Genomic DNA, 15,724 nt, shown 5'->3' on the forward strand with positions numbered 1-15,724 from the left:
ACGGGGCACGGGCGCCCGACGCTCGGTCGAGCCCCGATCTTCCTATTAGCCAGCAGGTTGCAGGTAGGATTCGGTGGCTTAGCCATGCGCATGAGTTCGAGCCAGCGTGATGGGAGCCGTCCAGACACTGGTTCAGAACCGCATCCTATCTGAACAAAGGGGACTCCTTATAGCTCGCGAACAGATCGTCGCCGAATGCGTCTAGCGTCGGGACGAGATCGTCGGGCGCAATGAATGATTGCCGGAACCATGGGAACCGTGCCTGGTCAAATGATCGCTTGACCCAGTTGATGGCCTTGCGGACGTGCAGGAGTTCTGCCGCTCGCGGGTGATAAACAAGCCAGACATCGCGCTTCAGGACAAAATCGCGAGCGACATGAATGAGGCTTGGGCACAGCGCACGAGCATAAGTTGGCAAAGCCGCTATTCCCGCGCCTCCGGTCACCGCCAGAACCTGTGCCGAGCTGGTGTTGACCTGGATGCCAACAAAACCCCGCTTGTCCACCGGGGTGATCACTTCTTCGACGGTTGGAATCTGGTCGGCGACAAGATCGACGTATGGATGTTGGGGGACTTCCGCGCTGGTCATTGGCTGCCCATAGCGCTCGATATAGCGGCGCGACGCAAAGAGGCAGATGTGCAGCCATCCCAGGCGTTGAACGACCAACTCTGGATCGTCAGGCCGCTCTAGCTGGATCGCGAAATCGACTTCCAAGCCGGACACGTCCGGCATGCGCATCTCGCACTTGATGCTGCACCGAACGGACGGCTCTGCCGTCGAGAATTCCGTAATGCGGGGGATCAACCAGAAGGTTCCCAACCCTTCCGTAATGCCGATGCGAACCGTGCTTCGCAGCCCGGGCTTCGGGCGTTGCGAGAAATGGGCAAAAAGCTTGGCCTGCCGTAGCATTTCCTCGCCAATGCTTACAACGCGCCGCCCTTCCTCCGTTAGAACCGAGCCGCGAGCCGTTCTGATCAAGAGAACGGCATTCGATTGCCGTTCCAAGGCCTCGATACGCGAACGCAGCACGTTCACGGAAAGACCGATTTCGTCGGCTGCGGCACGCAGGCTCTTCGTCTGTGCAACTGACAGGAACAGGCGAATGTCGTCCCAGTTCAGCGGGTCGTCGCTGTGTTCCAAATGGTGCACCACCTGTTGCACTTTTCCCATCTGCTCCCCCCAGCGCTGATGTCGTTACCTGAGTGCCGAGCCAGCGGTCGGCTCAGGAGTAACCTCAATGGAACACGTCGATCTTGCGTCTCCCAGGCAGCCCAAGCGCGCCAAGTTCTTGCGCACGCTTGCTCTCGATCATGCGCGGAACGTCGTCTGCTTCACGCCTTCGGAAGCCATCATCGACCAGCTGATGCGCGTGGCCGAGAACGATATCCCCGGTCTTGCATCGAAGCCGGCCGTTCTGGCCGTCCTTCGGCACAATCCCGAGTGCATCTTCGCGTTCGCGCGCGGCGGCTGGCAAGAGCAACCTTCCGATGCGCCGATGGGCTTCATGGCTATGCTGCCGCTGACAAAAGACGGTCACCGCGCGCTGTTCGACGGCCGGCTGAAGACGGACGCGCCAGACCTGGCGTTCGTTGCTCGGCAGCACGAACGTCCGGACGCGATCTATCACTGGGGCGTCTTCGGTGGCCCCGCCGTCGTCGGCGGCATGGCGCTGGTGATGGAGCGCCTGTCGTCGGACAAGTTCCGCGGCCTGCCGATGTACTGCAAGGCCGCGAGCCCCGAGGCGCACAAGTTCATGCTGTCGATCGGCTTCGTCGACGGCGCCCAGCATCCGTCAGGACGGGAATACACGCGGTCGCTCATGGGCCTGCCGCGCGTGCCGCCCACACCGCATGGTTTCGACAGCTACACCCCCGGCGCGCTCCCTCGCGAAATCGGCATCAAGGTCGTGCATGACCTCGAGGAACTTTCGATGGTACGGGCCATTCGGGCGGCCGCCTACGTTAGCGAGCAGCAGATGCCGTATCGGGAAGACGTCGATGGCAATGACCTCTCCGCTACGCACCTGCTTGGCTATATCGGCGACGAGCCTGCCGGCTGCATCCGCATCCGCTACTTCGCCGGTTTCGTAAAGGTCGAGCGCCTGGCCGTCTTCGAGAGGTTCCGCAAGACCACGCTGGCGCTGAAGCTGGTACGCGCGGCCATCGAGTTCGGCAGGCACAAGGGCTACACACACTTCTACGGCCAGGCCGAGGAGAGCGTCATCAAGCTCTGGGAGCGTTTCGGCTTCATTCGCCGCGAAGGTCCGGGCGTCAAATACATGACCGACCTCTACTACCACGAGGGCGATCTGAGGGTGGAGGCGTCGCCCGAGGCCGTCCATGCGCAGTCCGGCCCCAATGTACTGATACGGCCAGAGGGTCAGTGGCATCGGCCCTCTCATCTGGAGGTGGGCGGATGAAGCGCCGCCCCGCTGCAGCTAACGACGATGGTGCTGGCGGCGATACGGAGCGCATCAAGGATATGGAGACTGCAATCGCGTTTGCGGACTACCTGTCGCTTGCTTCGAAGGAATGGAGTGCGCTGGCATCCTATTTGTTCCGCGTCGCCTCGGCTGATTTGAAAGAGAAGCTTGCGGCGAGAAATCGGCTTACAGACACGTCGAATTAGCCTCGATCGGCCCGCCACCTGTCCGGCGGGCCGTTCTCCATTCAATGGCATTGCAGAACATCGCCAAGTCTTGCAGGGTGCCGCAACGTCAAATTCGGAGAGCGCAATGACGGGCGAGACGACGGCTGCAACCGACATCGATCTGTTGAAGCTCGTGCAGGCGCATGTTGCAGATCTTCGCTCGCGCTACCCCTCGCACGACGTGCGGGTTATTGTTTCGACTGCCCCGCCCGGATACCCTGACACTGACGAGGAGCCAGTCCGGCCGGTCATGCTGGAGCTTCTCGCACAGCCGAGGCTGCGGGTGGCTGGGGCGTAACTGGTTGACGCACTTGCAGCGTTCAACGCTGCGACAATCTCGACCACGGTAGAACTGACGGTGACCTGAGCCCCCGGCTTCAGGGCGTCAATCCCGCACTTGCACGATCAGCTAGGTGAACCGAACCACTGACAGAATGGTGGGGGTAGCGAGTTCACCAAACCGCCCTACCCGCGTTCTGGTCCTGTTCGGCTCGCTTGAAGGGCGGTCGCAATACCCCTTTTTGTTCTTGCCCGAAATGCCCTCGACGAGGAGCGGTCAGCCGGCCCCCCGGTTTCGGCGAACATGCCGGGCGGCCACGACGGGGGCGGCAGCCCCGGCCCCGGCTCAGTTGCGGGGTGCGGCGGGCGGCGGCGAAAGGCCCGGCAGGCCGCCCGGCGCGTCGAGGCCGGGAAGACCACCGCCGATGCCCGGCATGTCGATGCGGATCTCGACCTTGGAGGGGTCCATTTTCGGGCCCTTGTCGAGCCAGTAGGTCACCGAGCCCGGCCAGAAGATGACGACCGCGACCAGCAGCAGCTGCATGAACACCCAGGGTATCGCGCCGAGATAGATGTCGTTGGTCTTCACCGAGGGCGGCGCGATGCCGCGCAGGTAGAACAGCGCGAAACCGAAGGGCGGGTGCATGAAGCTCGTCTGCATGTTCACGCAGAGCAGCACGCCGAACCAGATCAGGTCGATGTCGAGCTTGGCCGCCACCGGCGCCAGCAGCGGCACGATGATGAAGGCGATCTCGAAGAAATCGAGGAAGAACGCCAGGAAGAAGACGAAGATATTGACGAAGATCAGGAAGCCGACCTGCCCGCCCGGCAGGTTGGTGAGCATGTGCTCGATCCAGCGCGAACCGTCCATGCCCTGGAAGACCAGGCTGAAAACGGTGGCGCCGATCAGGATGAACACCACCATGGCGGTGATGCGCATGGTCGATTTCATCGCCTGGTCGACCAGCGGCCAGGTCAGGCGGCGATGGAGCGCGGCGAGCACCAGCGCGCCGACCGCGCCCATGGCGCCGGCTTCCGTCGGCGTCGCAAGGCCCATGAAGATCGTGCCGAGCACGAGGAAGATCAGGACGATGGAGGGGATCATGCCCCACAGCACCTGGCGGATCAGCGGCCAGCCGATCTCGCCGCGCGCCTCGGGCGGCAGCGGCGGCATGGTCTGCGGCCGGACGATCGACAGGAAGACGATGTAGAGGATGAAGATCACCACCTGCAGGATCGAGGGGCCGATGGCGCCGAGATACATGTCGCCGACCGAGCGGCCCAGCTGGTCGGCGAGCACGACGAGCACGAGCGAGGGCGGGATCAGCTGGGTGATCGTGCCGGAGGCGGCGATGACGCCGGTCGCCAGCTTCATGTCGTAGCCGTAGCGCTGCATGATCGGCAGCGAGATCACGCCCATGGCGATGACCGAGGCGGCGACCGTGCCGGTGATCGCGCCGAGGATCGCGCCGACGATGATGACGGCATAGGCAAGGCCGCCGGGCACGCCGCCGAACAGCTTGCCGGTGCCCTCCAGCAGGTCTTCGGCCAGGCCGCAGCGCTCGAGGATCGCGCCCATGAAGGTGAAGAACGGGATCGCCAACAGGAGGTCGTTGGAGATGATGCCGTGGAAGCGCAGCGGCAGCGCCTGCAGGAACACCGCCTCGAAATGGCCGGTCAGCACGCCCAGCGTACCGAACATCAGGCCGACCGCGGCAAGAGAGAAGGCGACGGGGAAGCCGATCAGCATGAAGCAGATCATTCCGCCGAACATGAGCGGAGGCATGATGCCGTGCGAGAACATGGGGCTGAAGTCTCCGGAAGGTTCTCGCCCGCTTACTGAAGCGGTTTCTCGTATTTGGATTCGAAGGTGATCAGGCCCCGCAGGGCCGCGACGCGCTTGATCAGCTCGGAAAGGCCCTGCAGCGTCAGCAGGGCGAAGCCCAGCGGCATCACCAGCTTGATCGGCCAGACCAGCAGGCCGCCGGCATTCTGCGAGCCTTCCCACTGCTTGAACGAGGTCAGGAAGAACGGCCAGCTGAGATAGGTCATGTAGACCGTCACGGGCAGCAGGAAGAAGACCATGCCGATGGCGTCGATCCACAGGCGCTTGCGGTCGGAAACGGCGCCATAGACCAGATCGACGCGCACATGCTCGTTCATCCTGAGCGTGTAGGATGCGCCCAGCAGCACCATCATGCCGAACAGGTACCACTGGATTTCCAGCATGGAGTTCGACGAGACGTGGATCAGGTAGCGGGTCGTCGCATTGCCCGCACTGATCAGGCAGGCGAGCAGCACGCACCAGTCGGCGATGCGCCCGAAAGCGGCGTTGAGCGCGTCAACCGCGCGGCTGAATGCAAGCAGGCCGCCCATGCAATCCCGTCCCCTGCGGATCTTTTTGTCCGCATCTGGGTTGACGAATACGCATAGGTAGCGACCAACCGCAAGACCGCTGGCTGGTCCTCCATCGAATATTTTCAAGGGTTTCGGCGGGATCATCGGCTGAAAGCGCGAATGATCCGCTTCGCCGGCAAGACAGGCATCGGCCTCCGTCCTCTGGCCGGGTTGCCGGCGGCCACGGAAAGCCGTCGCGCCCGCCTTCGCTCACCCACCGAGGCCCAGCACCTTCATCGCATTGCGCTTGAGGATGAGGTCGTGGACCTCTTCCTTGAACCCGGTCTCGCGGAACTGGGCGATCCACCGCTCCGGCTGGATTAGCGGGAAATCCGAGCCGAACAGCATCTTCGTCCTCAGCTGCGTGTTGGCATACTGGACGATCTGCGGCGGGAAATACTTCGGCATCCAGCCGGACAGGTCGATATAGACATTGGGCTTGTGCAGCGCGATCGACAGCGCCTCGTCCGTCCAGGGCCAGGACGGATGGGCGAGGATGATGGTCATGTCCGGGAAGTCGACCGCGACGTCGTCGATGTGGATGGGCTGCGAATATTTGAGCCGCATGCCGCCGCCGCCGCGCATGCCTGTGCCGATGCCGGAATGTCCCGTGTGGAAGATCGCCGGCAGCTTGTGGTGGGCGATCACCTCGTAGAGCTGATAGGCCATGCGGTCGTTGGGATAGAAGCCCTGGCAGGTCGGGTGGAACTTGAAGCCCTTGACGATGCCGGTCTTGATCAGTTCCTCCGCCTCGCGGGCGCCGAGCCGGCCCTTGTGCGGGTCGATCGAGGCGAAGGCGATCATCATGTCGGCATTGTCGCGCGCGGCGTCGGCGATTTCCTCGTTGGGGATGCGCCGGTTGCCGATCTGCGCCTCGGTATCGACCGTGAACATGACGAGGCCGATCTTGTGCTTGCGGTAATGCGCGATCGTCTCGGCGATGGTCGGCCGCTTGCCGACCTTGAAATACTTGCCGGCCGCCTCCTCGTAGGGCGTCCAGTAGGCGTCGACATCCTGCCGGCAGGAGACCTCGGCATGGGTGTGGATATCGATGGCGACCAGATCCTCGACGTTCATGGCGCGTCCTCCCGCGACCGCCCGTCCTCCGGGTAGTCCGCCCACAATCGTTATGATCAATAACTATCTGCCGTCAATCGCCGCTGCCCCGCAAGCGGTCAGCGTTGAACCGGATGGTGGCGCGCCATGCCGTGCCTATCGTGGCTGCAAGCCTCCCGGCGCGACCGCAAACGGCGCGGCGAAAGGAGGCGGTCGAGGAGACGATGCCCATGATGACACGACGCTTCTTCGCCACCTGCACGATCTGCGCGGCCACCGGCTTCGCGGCGACGCAGGTCTCTGCCCAGGGCGCCCCGCAGCTCAGCCGCAAGATGCTGTCGCAGACGGATGGCCCCACCCCCGGCTACGTGACGATCATCGCCGAGGTGGACATCCCCGCCGGCGCCGTCGTTGCCCCGCACACCCATCCGGGCATCGAGACGGGTTACGTCATGGAGGGCGAGATCGAACTGCCGATTCAGGGCAAGCCGACGGTCGTCCTCAAGCCGGGCGACGCCTTCCAGGTGCCAGCCGGCGCGGTCCATGGCGGCGGCAAGGCCGGCACCGGGCGCGTCAAGATCGTCAGCACATTCGTCGTCGAGAAGGCGAAGCCCCTCGCAACGCCCGCCTGAGCCCTGGTCCGATGGAAGGACCGGCGGCGCGCGCCTCCGCGTCGCCGGCTCCTGTCTCAAGCATTGTCAGATAGAGGTGTCCGGCCGTCTCACGCGGGCAGTTCGGCCAGCAGCTTCCGATAGTCCTGCTCGGGGAACGTCCTCATCGTGGTCGTCCGCACATTGCCCCGCGAGGCCATGGCGAGCGTGAATTTCACGATCGCCTCATCGTTCGGGGCCTTGAGATGGACCATGACGTCATAGGCCCCCATGCACAGGTGGACGTCGTTGAGCTCGACGCCGAGGCTCTTGGCGAGTTCGCGCGCGGCATCGACGCGCTTGGCGCCGTCGCGGATGGTGCGGATCCCCTGGTCGGTGAAATTGATGAGAACGCAATAGGCTGCCATGGCTGACCTCCCTTTGGTGCGGTTCAGCCCGATCCGGTGCGCGGCCTGCATGATGTCGGCAAGACCGGTCATCGCGGGCGACCATGTCTACGCTCTTTCCCCACCGGCGGCGAATCACGCGGCATTGTTCGTCGCAGACCCGGTTACCTTTATTCCACGCTTGCAATGCGTGAATAGCGGCGCACACTCCGGCCGCGACGGGACGAAGTCCCGCCATCGAACCGGAGGAATGGTCATGAACAACATGAGCCTGAAAACTCTGGACGCGGGCCGCACCATGATCGGCCACGCTGTCGTCGAAGCCATCGGCGCTGGGTTGCGCGGAGAAATCCTCGAGGAAGGCGATCCCGCCTATGACGCGACGAGGATGGTCTGGAACGCCGCGATCGATCGCAAGCCCGGCCTGATCGTGCGCTGCGCCGGCACGGCCGATGTGATCAGCGCGGTCAGGTTCGCGCGCGACAACCGCCTGCTGGTCGCGGTTCGCGGCGGCGGGCACAACATCGCCGGAAACGCCGTCTGCGACGATGGCCTGATGATCGACCTCTCGCCGATGAAATCCGTGCGCGTCGATCCCGACGCCCGCCGCATGTGGGTCGAGCCCGGCGCGACGCTGGCCGATGTCGACCGCGAGGCGCAGGCCTTCGGCCTCGCGGTTCCGACCGGCATCAATTCGACCACCGGCATTGCCGGCCTGACGCTCGGCGGCGGGTTCGGCTGGATCACGCGGAAATACGGGCTCACCGTCGACAGCCTGGTTTCCGCCGACGTGGTCACCGCCGACGGCACGCTCGTCCATGCCAATGCCCGGGAGAACCCTGACCTGTTCTGGGCCCTGCGCGGCGGCGGCGGCAATTTCGGCATCGTCACCGCGTTCGAATTCCAGCTGCACAGGGTCGGGCCGGAAGTGCTGGCGGGCCTTGTCGTGCACCCGTTCGAGAACGCCCCCGCGCTCCTGAAGGAGTATCGACGCCTCGCCGCGGCGGCCCCCGACGAACTCACCTGCTGGACCGTGATGCGCAAGGCCCCGCCCCTGCCCTTCCTGCCGCAGGAATGGCACGGCCGCGAAATCATGGCGCTGGCCATGTGCTATTGCGGCAGTGTCGAGGACGGCCAGAAGGCGACCCGCGAGCTGAGGGCGCTCGGCAAGCCGATCGCCGACATCGTCAGCCCGATGCCCTTTGCCGCCTGGCAGCAGGCCTTCGATCCGCTGCTCGCGAAGGGCGCCCGCAATTACTGGAAGAGCCACGATTTCATCGAGCTCGCCGACCCGACCCTCGCGCTTATCACCGGCGCGATCTCGCAGCTCCCCGACCCGGAATGCGAGATCTTCATCGGCCATCTCGGCGGGGCGGTGAAGCGCGTGCCGGTCGGCGCGACGGCCTTCCCGCAACGCAACTCGCATTTCGTCATGAACGTCCATGCGCGCTGGCGCGACCCGGCCATGGATGACGCCTGCATCGGCTGGGCGCGCGGCCTGTTCGAGGCGGCCAAGCCGCTTTCTGCCGGCACCGCCTTTGTCAACTTCATGCCCGAGGACGAGGCGGGGCGTGTCGAGGCCGCCTATGGCGAGAACTATCGCCGACTGGCGGACGTCAAGCGGCGATACGATCCCTCGAACCTGTTCCGGATGAACCAGAACATCCGCCCGGCCGCGACGCATTGATCGCAACAACAACTGGTGGCGGCGCAGCCGAAGGGCGGCGCCGCCACCAGCCGAACCGCTGGGGCGACCGGGGGACCCGCCCCCCCCCCCGGATCGCGGCGGCGTGGCCGCCTCCCCGCATGGCGCGTCGTCCCATTCCTTGGAACGACTTCAATCGAGGCGGCCGATGGACTAAGAACAGCCATACCTCAGTTCGGTCCCAGGCCTTCCCATGAACGCTCCGCTCGCCGCCGGCTCCTACTCGCTGTTTCCGCTCGCCAAGGACGAGACGCCCTACCGCAAGCTGACTTCGGAAGGCGTGCGGGTCGAGAAGGTGCTCGGCAAGGAGGTCGTGGTCGTCGAGCGCGAGGCCATCCGCCTGCTGTCGGAGCAGGCCTTCATCGACATCAACCACCTGCTGCGCCCGGGCCATCTCGCTCAGCTGCGCCGTATTCTCGACGACCCGGAATCGACCGCCAACGACAAGTTCGTCGCCTACGACCTGCTGAAGAACGCCAATATCGCCGCTGGCGGCGTGCTGCCCATGTGTCAGGACACCGGCACGGCCATCATCATGGGCAAGAAGGGCCGGCTCATCTGGACCGACGGCGATGACGAGGCGGCGCTCGGTCAGGGCGTTCTCGACGCCTATGCCAAGAAGAACCTGCGCTATTCGCAGGTCGCGCCGATCTCCATGTTCGAAGAGAAGAACACCCGCAACAACCTTCCCGCCCAGATCGAGCTCTATGCCGAGGGTGAGGACGCCTACAAGTTCCTGTTCATGGCCAAGGGCGGCGGCTCCGCCAACAAGAGCTTCCTGTTCCAGGCGCCGCCCTCGATCCTGACCCATGACAGGATGATCAAGTTCCTGCACGAGAAGATCCTGACGCTCGGCACCGCCGCTTGCCCTCCCTACCATCTCGCCATCGTCATCGGCGGCCTCTCCGCCGAGCACACCATGAAGACCGCGAAGCTGGCCTCGGCGCGCTATCTCGACGGCCTGCCGAAGCAGGGCTCGGAATTCGCCCATGCCTTCCGCGACATCGCCATGGAGGAGGAGGTCCACAAGCTGACCCAGGCCATGGGCGTCGGCGCCCAGTTCGGCGGCAAGTATTTCTGCCACGACGTCCGCGTCATCCGCATGCCGCGCCACGGCGCGTCACTTCCCATCGCCATCGCGGTGTCCTGCTCGGCCGACCGGCAGGCCATGGGCAAGATCACCCGCGACGGCGTATTCCTTGAGGAGCTGGAGCACCATCCCGCGCAGTATCTGCCCGAGATCGACGAGACCGCCCTCGGCGGCGGCGTCGTCAGGATCGACCTCAACCAGCCGATGAGCGACATCCTCGGCACCCTGTCGAAGCACCCGATCAAGACGCGCGTCTCGCTCTCCGGTCCGATGATCGTCGCGCGCGATGCCGCGCACGCGAAGATCCGCGAGCGTCTCGACCGCGGCGAGCCGATGCCGGACTATTTCAAGAACCACCCGGTCTATTACGCCGGCCCGGCCAAGACGCCCGAGGGCTATGCCTCCGGCTCGTTCGGCCCGACCACGGCCGGCCGCATGGACGGCTTCGTCGACCAGTTCCAGGGCGCTGGCGGTTCCATGGTCATGCTGGCGAAAGGCAACCGGTCCCGCGAGGTGCGGGAAGCCTGCGCCAAGCATGGCGGCTTCTATCTCGGCTCCATCGGCGGCCCCGCCGCGCGCCTCGCCCAGGACTGCATCCGCAAGGTCGAGGTGCTGGAATATCCCGAGCTCGGCATGGAAGCGATCTGGCGCATCGAGGTCGAGGATTTCCCGGCTTTCATCGTCGTCGACGACAAGGGGAACGATTTCTTCAAGGAGCTGAACCTCGGATGAGGTGTTTCATCCGGCGAACAGACGCCGGATGACTGTTACCGAACGGAAACAGGCGGCTCTGCGATATGAAATCCCCATGAAACGCCATGGGGACATTCATGGCCTCATACCAAGAGGCTTTCGCCGAGAGGCCGCAATGAGCACCTCGAACCCGACCTTCACCACCGCCAAGGCGTCCGCCGCCGATGCGCACACGCTCGCTCTGATCGCTTCGTCGCTGGTCGCGGCGACGGCCGTCGCCTTCGTCGCCATGGTTTTCACGGCCTGGCCGGCCAAGGCCTCGGAGCGCATGCGGATGGCGGCGCTACCCGCCGCGCTGGTCCAGGGTGAGGCCGCGAGCCCGGTCTCGATCAGCCCGGCGCCTGCCCCGTCTCGCGCGGCCGCCCCGGCCCCCGTTGCTCCGGTCCGCACCGCCGCCCTCGGCACGCTGCCCATGCCGGCCCAGCCCTGCACCGAGGCGCTCGCCGCCGCGGAAACCGAGATGAACGCGACCCTCGCCAAGGTCGAGGCCCTCTCCGAGGCGGAAATGGGCGCCCAGTGCTCCGCCTTCCGCGTCCACATGTCCTCGCTTCAGCGTGCGGCTTCGACGGTCGACCGCTGCGTCGCCGGACAGGATCGCAGCACCAAAGCCGGGTTCATTCGCCAGTCCATGGCCGAGTGGCGCGGCGTGATCGCCAACGGCTGCCGCTGACGACCCCCCCTTTCTCCCTTTTTGCCAAGCACGACCTCCAAGCCTTGCTTGCCCCCTCGCGCCGGTGACCATTCCAAGTCACCGGCGTCTTTTTTTGCGCGGGAGCCTTCTGCCCGTCGCGAAGGCAGACGCGGGAAGGAGGCAAACAAGGCCAGACGCGCCGGCGGCGTCAGGCCTTCACCTGTTCCTTCACGGCTTCGATGAGCTGCTTGAGCGAGAAGGGCTTGGCGAGGAAGGCGAAGGCCTGCCCCTCGGGCAAGTCGTTCTTGAAGGCTTCCTCGGCATAGCCCGACACGAAGATGACCTTGATGTCCGGATTGGTCTTGCGCAGCTCGCCGAGCAGGGTCGGTCCGTTCATCTCGGGCATGACCACGTCCGAGACGACGAGATCGACCTGCCCGCCATTGCCGGCCATGACCTCCAGCGCCTCGACGCCCGAACCGGCCTCCAGCACCGTGTAGCCGCGCGAGGCCAGCGCCCGCGAGGCGAAGGCGCGCACCGCCTCCTCGTCCTCGACCAGCAGAATCGTGCCGGCGCCGGTATCGTCGCGGGGCTGCGGCGCCGGCTTGGGCGGCGGCGGGACGGCTGCGGCCGGCGCGTCCTGATCGCCTCCCGCGACGAGCATGGCAGGAGCCGAGGGGGTGCTGGCGGCGGGCGTGGCCGCCTCCACGAGACCGGCGGCCGCTGCGCGCTCCACCGGAGCCTGGGCCGATGCCGGCTGCTCGACATGGCGCGGCAGGACGATCCGGAACGTCGTGCCCTTGCCCATCTGGCTGTCGACGAAGACATAGCCGCCGGACTGCTTGACGATGCCATAGACCGTCGAGAGGCCGAGCCCCGTGCCCTTGCCGACCTCCTTGGTCGAGAAGAACGGATCGAAGATCTTCTGACGGATGTCCTCGGGGATGCCGGTGCCGGTGTCGGTGACCTCGATCATCACCGAATCGGTTGCCGGCATTTCCACCGGCTGGTCCTTGGGCTGGTAGCGCGCGACCTCGCTCGCCGGCACATTGGCGGTGCGGATCGTCAGCTTGCCGCCTTCCGGCATCGCGTCGCGGGCATTGACCGCCAGATTGAGGATCACCTGTTCGAGCTGCGTCACGTCGGCCCGCACCGGCCAGAGGTCGCGGCCGTGGATCATGTCGAGCCCGACGCGCTCGCCCAGCGTCCGGCGCAGCAGCATCGAGGTATCGGACAGGACATCGCCGAGCTGGACGACCATCGGCCGCATCGTCTGCTTGCGCGAGAAGGCCAGCAGCTGGCGCACGATGCTCGCGGCCCGGTTGGCGTTCTGCTTGATCTGCATGATGTCGTTGAACGACGGGTCGGCAGGCTTGTGGTTCATCAGCAGGAGGTCGGCGTGGCCGATCACCGCCTGCAGCACGTTGTTGAAGTCGTGGGCGACGCCGCCGGCGAGCTGGCCGACCGCGTTCATCTTCTGCGACTGGGCAAACTGCTCCTGCAGCTGGCGCAGCTCGGTCGTCTCGACAACGTAGGCGATCGCCGCCTCGCCCGGCTGCTCAGGATCGGTCACGGGCGCGACGAAAAAGCGCGCGAAGCGGTTGGCATCGCCCGTCAGCGCGCCATCGACCGGCGTCAGGTCGCCCTTGCCGGCAGCCGCCTCGCCGATGGCCTGGATCAGCGCCGGGCGCGAGGCCTCCTTGACCAGCGCCAGCAGCGAGCGGCTCCCGGCCTCGCCGGTGGGCATCAGGTCGGCCGACATGCGCGCGAAGAGCGGGTTCGACCGGCCGACATGGCCGCCGCGATCGACGGTGGCGATGCCCAGCGGCGAGGAGTTGAAGAAACGGGCGAAGCGCACTTCCGCCGCGCGCAGGCTGTCGGCGCTGTCGTCCGAGCGCGCGCGATTGATGACGAGCGTGCGCGAGGAGCCGGGCGTGCCGTCCGCCGCGAAGGCCACCTTGTGCAGCAGGCGCACCGGCAGCGCCTCGCCGCTACGCTTCTTCAGATCGAGGTCGAAGGTCGCGGTGCGGACCTCGCCGGGGGCCGGCGTGATCGTGCGCAGCAGCGCGGCCGCATCGGCGGCCAGGATGTCCGCGAGGGCAAGGCCGCCGGGGCCGACCTCGGCGAGGTCATGGTCGAGCCAGCCGGCGAGCGTCGCGTTCATGTAGGCGATCTCGCCGGACGGATCCATCGAGAAGAACCCGGCCGGGGCGTGGTCGAGGAAGTCGATGGCCTTCTGAAGGGTCTCGAAGGCGCTTTCCGCGCTCTGCCGGTCGCGGGTGATGTCCTCGACGCTCCAGACGCTCGCGCGCGCGGCCGCGCGCGGCTTCGCCACGCCCTCCCCCGCCATCGGCCGGACCCGCAGGCGATACCAGCGCGCGCCCTCGGCCTCAGGCTGGCGCACCTCCTCCTGATGCCGCCGGCCCTCGCGCGCCGCCTGCGACAGGCGGTAGATCGCCTCGGAAACCTCCGGCGCGCCGGTGAAGGCCCGCTCGACGCCGCGTACGTCGTCCTCGCCGGTCGCGCCGGTCATGGCGAGATAGGCGGGATTGGCATAGAGCACCCGGCCGGACGGCTCGGTGACGACCGCCGCCTCCTGGGCGCTGTCCACCATCGCCTTGGTCAGGTCGTTGCGGCTGTCCTCCGTGGCGAAGCGCAGGATCCCCGCCGCATAGGCGAACAGCGAGAACACGCCGCACACGGCAAGGCCGGCCAGCAGCGCGATGACATAGGGATAGGCGTTCTCGCGCCCGATCATCAGGAAGAACAGCGCCGCGCCGACCAGGACGATGGCGACGGCCAGCACCATGACGGTCGAACCCGAACTGTCCGATTTGTCGACGGCGCGTCGCGCGCCGGCGGCCTTTGGCGGCGCGGCGTCGGCGCGGACGGACTTTTCGACAAGTGCCATGGCGGAGAAGAGCCGTTGGTCGGGAGCCTGGAGAATCCATGCCCGATTCTCGTTGCTAGTGGTGCCGCTTCCCTGCCCGCGAGGCAAGGGCGGAGCATGCGCGCGCCGCGTTTCCCGGGCGGCCGTGGCGAAGATGCAGCCGCCGCTTGCGGCTCATCCCGCGGCGGGCGCCGGCAGCGGGATCAGCTCAGCGTGCCCTTGAGGCGCATGACGTAGCCGATCACCTCGGCCACCGCCTTGTAGTGCTCCTCCTCGATCGGCTGGTCGACCTCGACAGCGGCGTGCAGCGCGCGCGCGAGCGGCACGTTCTCGACGATCGGCACGTCGTTGGCGGTGGCAAGCTCGCGAATCTTCAGGGCGATGAGGTCAGCGCCCTTGGCGACGCAGACCGGCGCCTGCATGCCGGTTTCGTATTTCAGCGCGACGGCGAAGTGGGTCGGGTTGGTGATGACGACAGTCGCCTGCGGGACGTTCGCCATCATGCGCTTGCGCGAGCGCTCGCGGCGGATCTGCTTGATCTTGCCCTTGATCTCGGGATTGCCGTCCGACTGTTTGAACTCCTCCTTGATCTCGTGCAGCGACATTTTCTGCCGCTCATACCAGCGCCGGTACTGATAGACGTAGTCCGCGAGCGCCACGATCGCCATGATCGAGACGACGGCGATCAGGACGTTGATGATGATGCCGAACGTGTGCGGCAGCAGCATCTCGACATCCATCCGCACGAGGCTGTCGATGGCGCCGCGCTGCGGCCAGAGCACGGTGAAGATAACCGTGCCGACGACGCCGATCTTGGCGAGGCCCTTGAGGAAGTTGACGAAGGCATCCTTGCCGAAGATGCGCTTGAAGCCGGCCATCGGCGAAATCTTGGAGAATTTCGGCTTCAACCCCTCGCCCGACAGCACCAGCCGGTGCTGGACCATGTTCCCGGCGACCCCGGCGAGGAACAGGCCGAGAAAAGGCAGGCCGAGCGCGACGACCACGGCGAGGATCAGCGAGACCGTCAGCCCCATCAGGCCGGCGCGGTCGACGGACACAATGTCGGCATTGGCCATGAGGTTCTTCAGCGGCACGGCGAGCCCGCCCGCCGATCCCGCCGCCATGGTGGCGATGATCAGCGTGGCGATGAACAGCATCAGCCACGAGACGAGATCCTGACTTTTGACGACGTCGCCCTTCTTCAGCGCGTCGTCGAGCTTCTTCTGTGTCGGATCGTGTGTTTTCTGGTCCTTGTCGTCACCACCCTCGGCCACGG

General features: G+C 65.8%; 14 protein-coding genes. 7 read left to right on the plus strand and 7 right to left on the minus strand.

What is annotated here, in order from left to right; translation table 11 throughout:
- Nucleotides 1–145 precede the first annotated feature (145 nt).
- Entirely contained in the window at nt 146–1,171 is a 1,026-nt protein-coding gene (locus JNK84_RS13365; protein WP_293424847.1) for a LysR family transcriptional regulator, read from the minus strand.
- 67 nt (nt 1,172–1,238) lie between these two features.
- Here JNK84_RS13365 and JNK84_RS13370 point away from each other — a divergent pair, with 67 nt between their 5' ends.
- The 3 genes from JNK84_RS13370 (at nt 1,239) to JNK84_RS13380 (ending at nt 2,948) form a co-directional block, all read left to right on the plus strand.
- On the plus strand, nt 1,239–2,420 hold the full coding sequence (locus JNK84_RS13370) for a GNAT family N-acetyltransferase (RefSeq protein WP_293424849.1): 1,182 nt from the start codon (nt 1,239–1,241) through the stop codon (nt 2,418–2,420).
- Entirely contained in the window at nt 2,417–2,629 is a 213-nt protein-coding gene (locus JNK84_RS13375) for a hypothetical protein (protein ID WP_293424851.1), read from the plus strand. Before JNK84_RS13370 ends, JNK84_RS13375 begins: the two co-directional genes overlap by 4 nt.
- A 106-nt stretch (nt 2,630–2,735) precedes the next feature.
- Nucleotides 2,736–2,948, plus strand: coding sequence for a hypothetical protein (locus JNK84_RS13380; protein ID WP_293424853.1), 213 nt, complete (start codon nt 2,736–2,738; stop codon nt 2,946–2,948).
- A 327-nt stretch (nt 2,949–3,275) separates the two neighbouring features.
- On the opposite strand, the gene JNK84_RS13385 is transcribed toward JNK84_RS13380, so the two are convergent.
- From JNK84_RS13385 to JNK84_RS13395, 3 genes are all read right to left on the minus strand, one after another.
- Nucleotides 3,276–4,733, minus strand: a complete 1,458-nt coding sequence (locus JNK84_RS13385; RefSeq protein WP_293424855.1) for a TRAP transporter large permease — start codon at nt 4,731–4,733, stop codon at nt 3,276–3,278.
- 32 nt (nt 4,734–4,765) lie between these two features.
- The gene (locus JNK84_RS13390) at nt 4,766–5,305 is read right to left on the minus strand and encodes a TRAP transporter small permease subunit (protein ID WP_293424857.1); all 540 of its coding nucleotides are present in this window, start codon (nt 5,303–5,305) and stop codon (nt 4,766–4,768) included.
- Nucleotides 5,306–5,536: 231 nt separating this feature from the next.
- Nucleotides 5,537–6,403 carry an amidohydrolase family protein gene (locus JNK84_RS13395; RefSeq protein ID WP_293424859.1) on the minus strand — a complete coding sequence of 289 codons (867 nt, stop codon included), beginning with the start codon at nt 6,401–6,403 and terminating at the stop codon, nt 5,537–5,539.
- 209 nt (nt 6,404–6,612) lie between these two features.
- Between JNK84_RS13395 and JNK84_RS13400 the strand changes: the two genes are divergently transcribed.
- Nucleotides 6,613–7,014 (plus strand): cupin domain-containing protein, encoded by a 402-nt coding sequence (locus JNK84_RS13400; RefSeq protein WP_293424861.1) that lies wholly within the window; start codon nt 6,613–6,615, stop codon nt 7,012–7,014.
- Between the two features lie 89 nt (nt 7,015–7,103).
- Here the strand turns inward: JNK84_RS13400 and JNK84_RS13405 are convergent, their stop codons facing one another.
- Nucleotides 7,104–7,400 (minus strand): GYD domain-containing protein, encoded by a 297-nt coding sequence (locus JNK84_RS13405; protein ID WP_293424863.1) that lies wholly within the window; start codon nt 7,398–7,400, stop codon nt 7,104–7,106.
- Nucleotides 7,401–7,635: 235 nt separating this feature from the next.
- On the opposite strand from JNK84_RS13405, the gene JNK84_RS13410 reads away from it, so the two are divergent.
- The 3 genes from JNK84_RS13410 to JNK84_RS13420 all read left to right on the plus strand — a co-directional run bounded on the left by JNK84_RS13410 (nt 7,636) and on the right by JNK84_RS13420 (nt 11,597).
- The gene (locus JNK84_RS13410) at nt 7,636–9,066 is read left to right on the plus strand and encodes an FAD-binding oxidoreductase (RefSeq protein ID WP_293424865.1); all 1,431 of its coding nucleotides are present in this window, start codon (nt 7,636–7,638) and stop codon (nt 9,064–9,066) included.
- Between the two features lie 211 nt (nt 9,067–9,277).
- Nucleotides 9,278–10,906 (plus strand): fumarate hydratase, encoded by a 1,629-nt coding sequence (locus tag JNK84_RS13415; RefSeq protein WP_293424867.1) that lies wholly within the window; start codon nt 9,278–9,280, stop codon nt 10,904–10,906.
- A 136-nt stretch (nt 10,907–11,042) separates the two neighbouring features.
- On the plus strand, nt 11,043–11,597 hold the full coding sequence (locus JNK84_RS13420; RefSeq protein WP_293424869.1) for a hypothetical protein: 555 nt from the start codon (nt 11,043–11,045) through the stop codon (nt 11,595–11,597).
- A 169-nt stretch (nt 11,598–11,766) separates the two neighbouring features.
- Here the strand turns inward: JNK84_RS13420 and cckA are convergent, their stop codons facing one another.
- Together cckA and flhB are read right to left on the minus strand one after the other, a co-directional pair.
- On the minus strand, nt 11,767–14,469 hold the full coding sequence (gene cckA, locus JNK84_RS13425) for a cell cycle histidine kinase CckA (RefSeq protein WP_367272338.1): 2,703 nt from the start codon (nt 14,467–14,469) through the stop codon (nt 11,767–11,769).
- 182 nt (nt 14,470–14,651) lie between these two features.
- Nucleotides 14,652–15,722, minus strand: a complete 1,071-nt coding sequence (gene flhB / locus JNK84_RS13430; RefSeq protein ID WP_293424871.1) for a flagellar biosynthesis protein FlhB — start codon at nt 15,720–15,722, stop codon at nt 14,652–14,654.
- Nucleotides 15,723–15,724 lie beyond the last annotated feature (2 nt).

This window comes from Phreatobacter sp., assembly GCF_016793595.1.
In the GTDB taxonomy this organism is placed as follows: domain Bacteria; phylum Pseudomonadota; class Alphaproteobacteria; order Rhizobiales; family Phreatobacteraceae; genus Phreatobacter.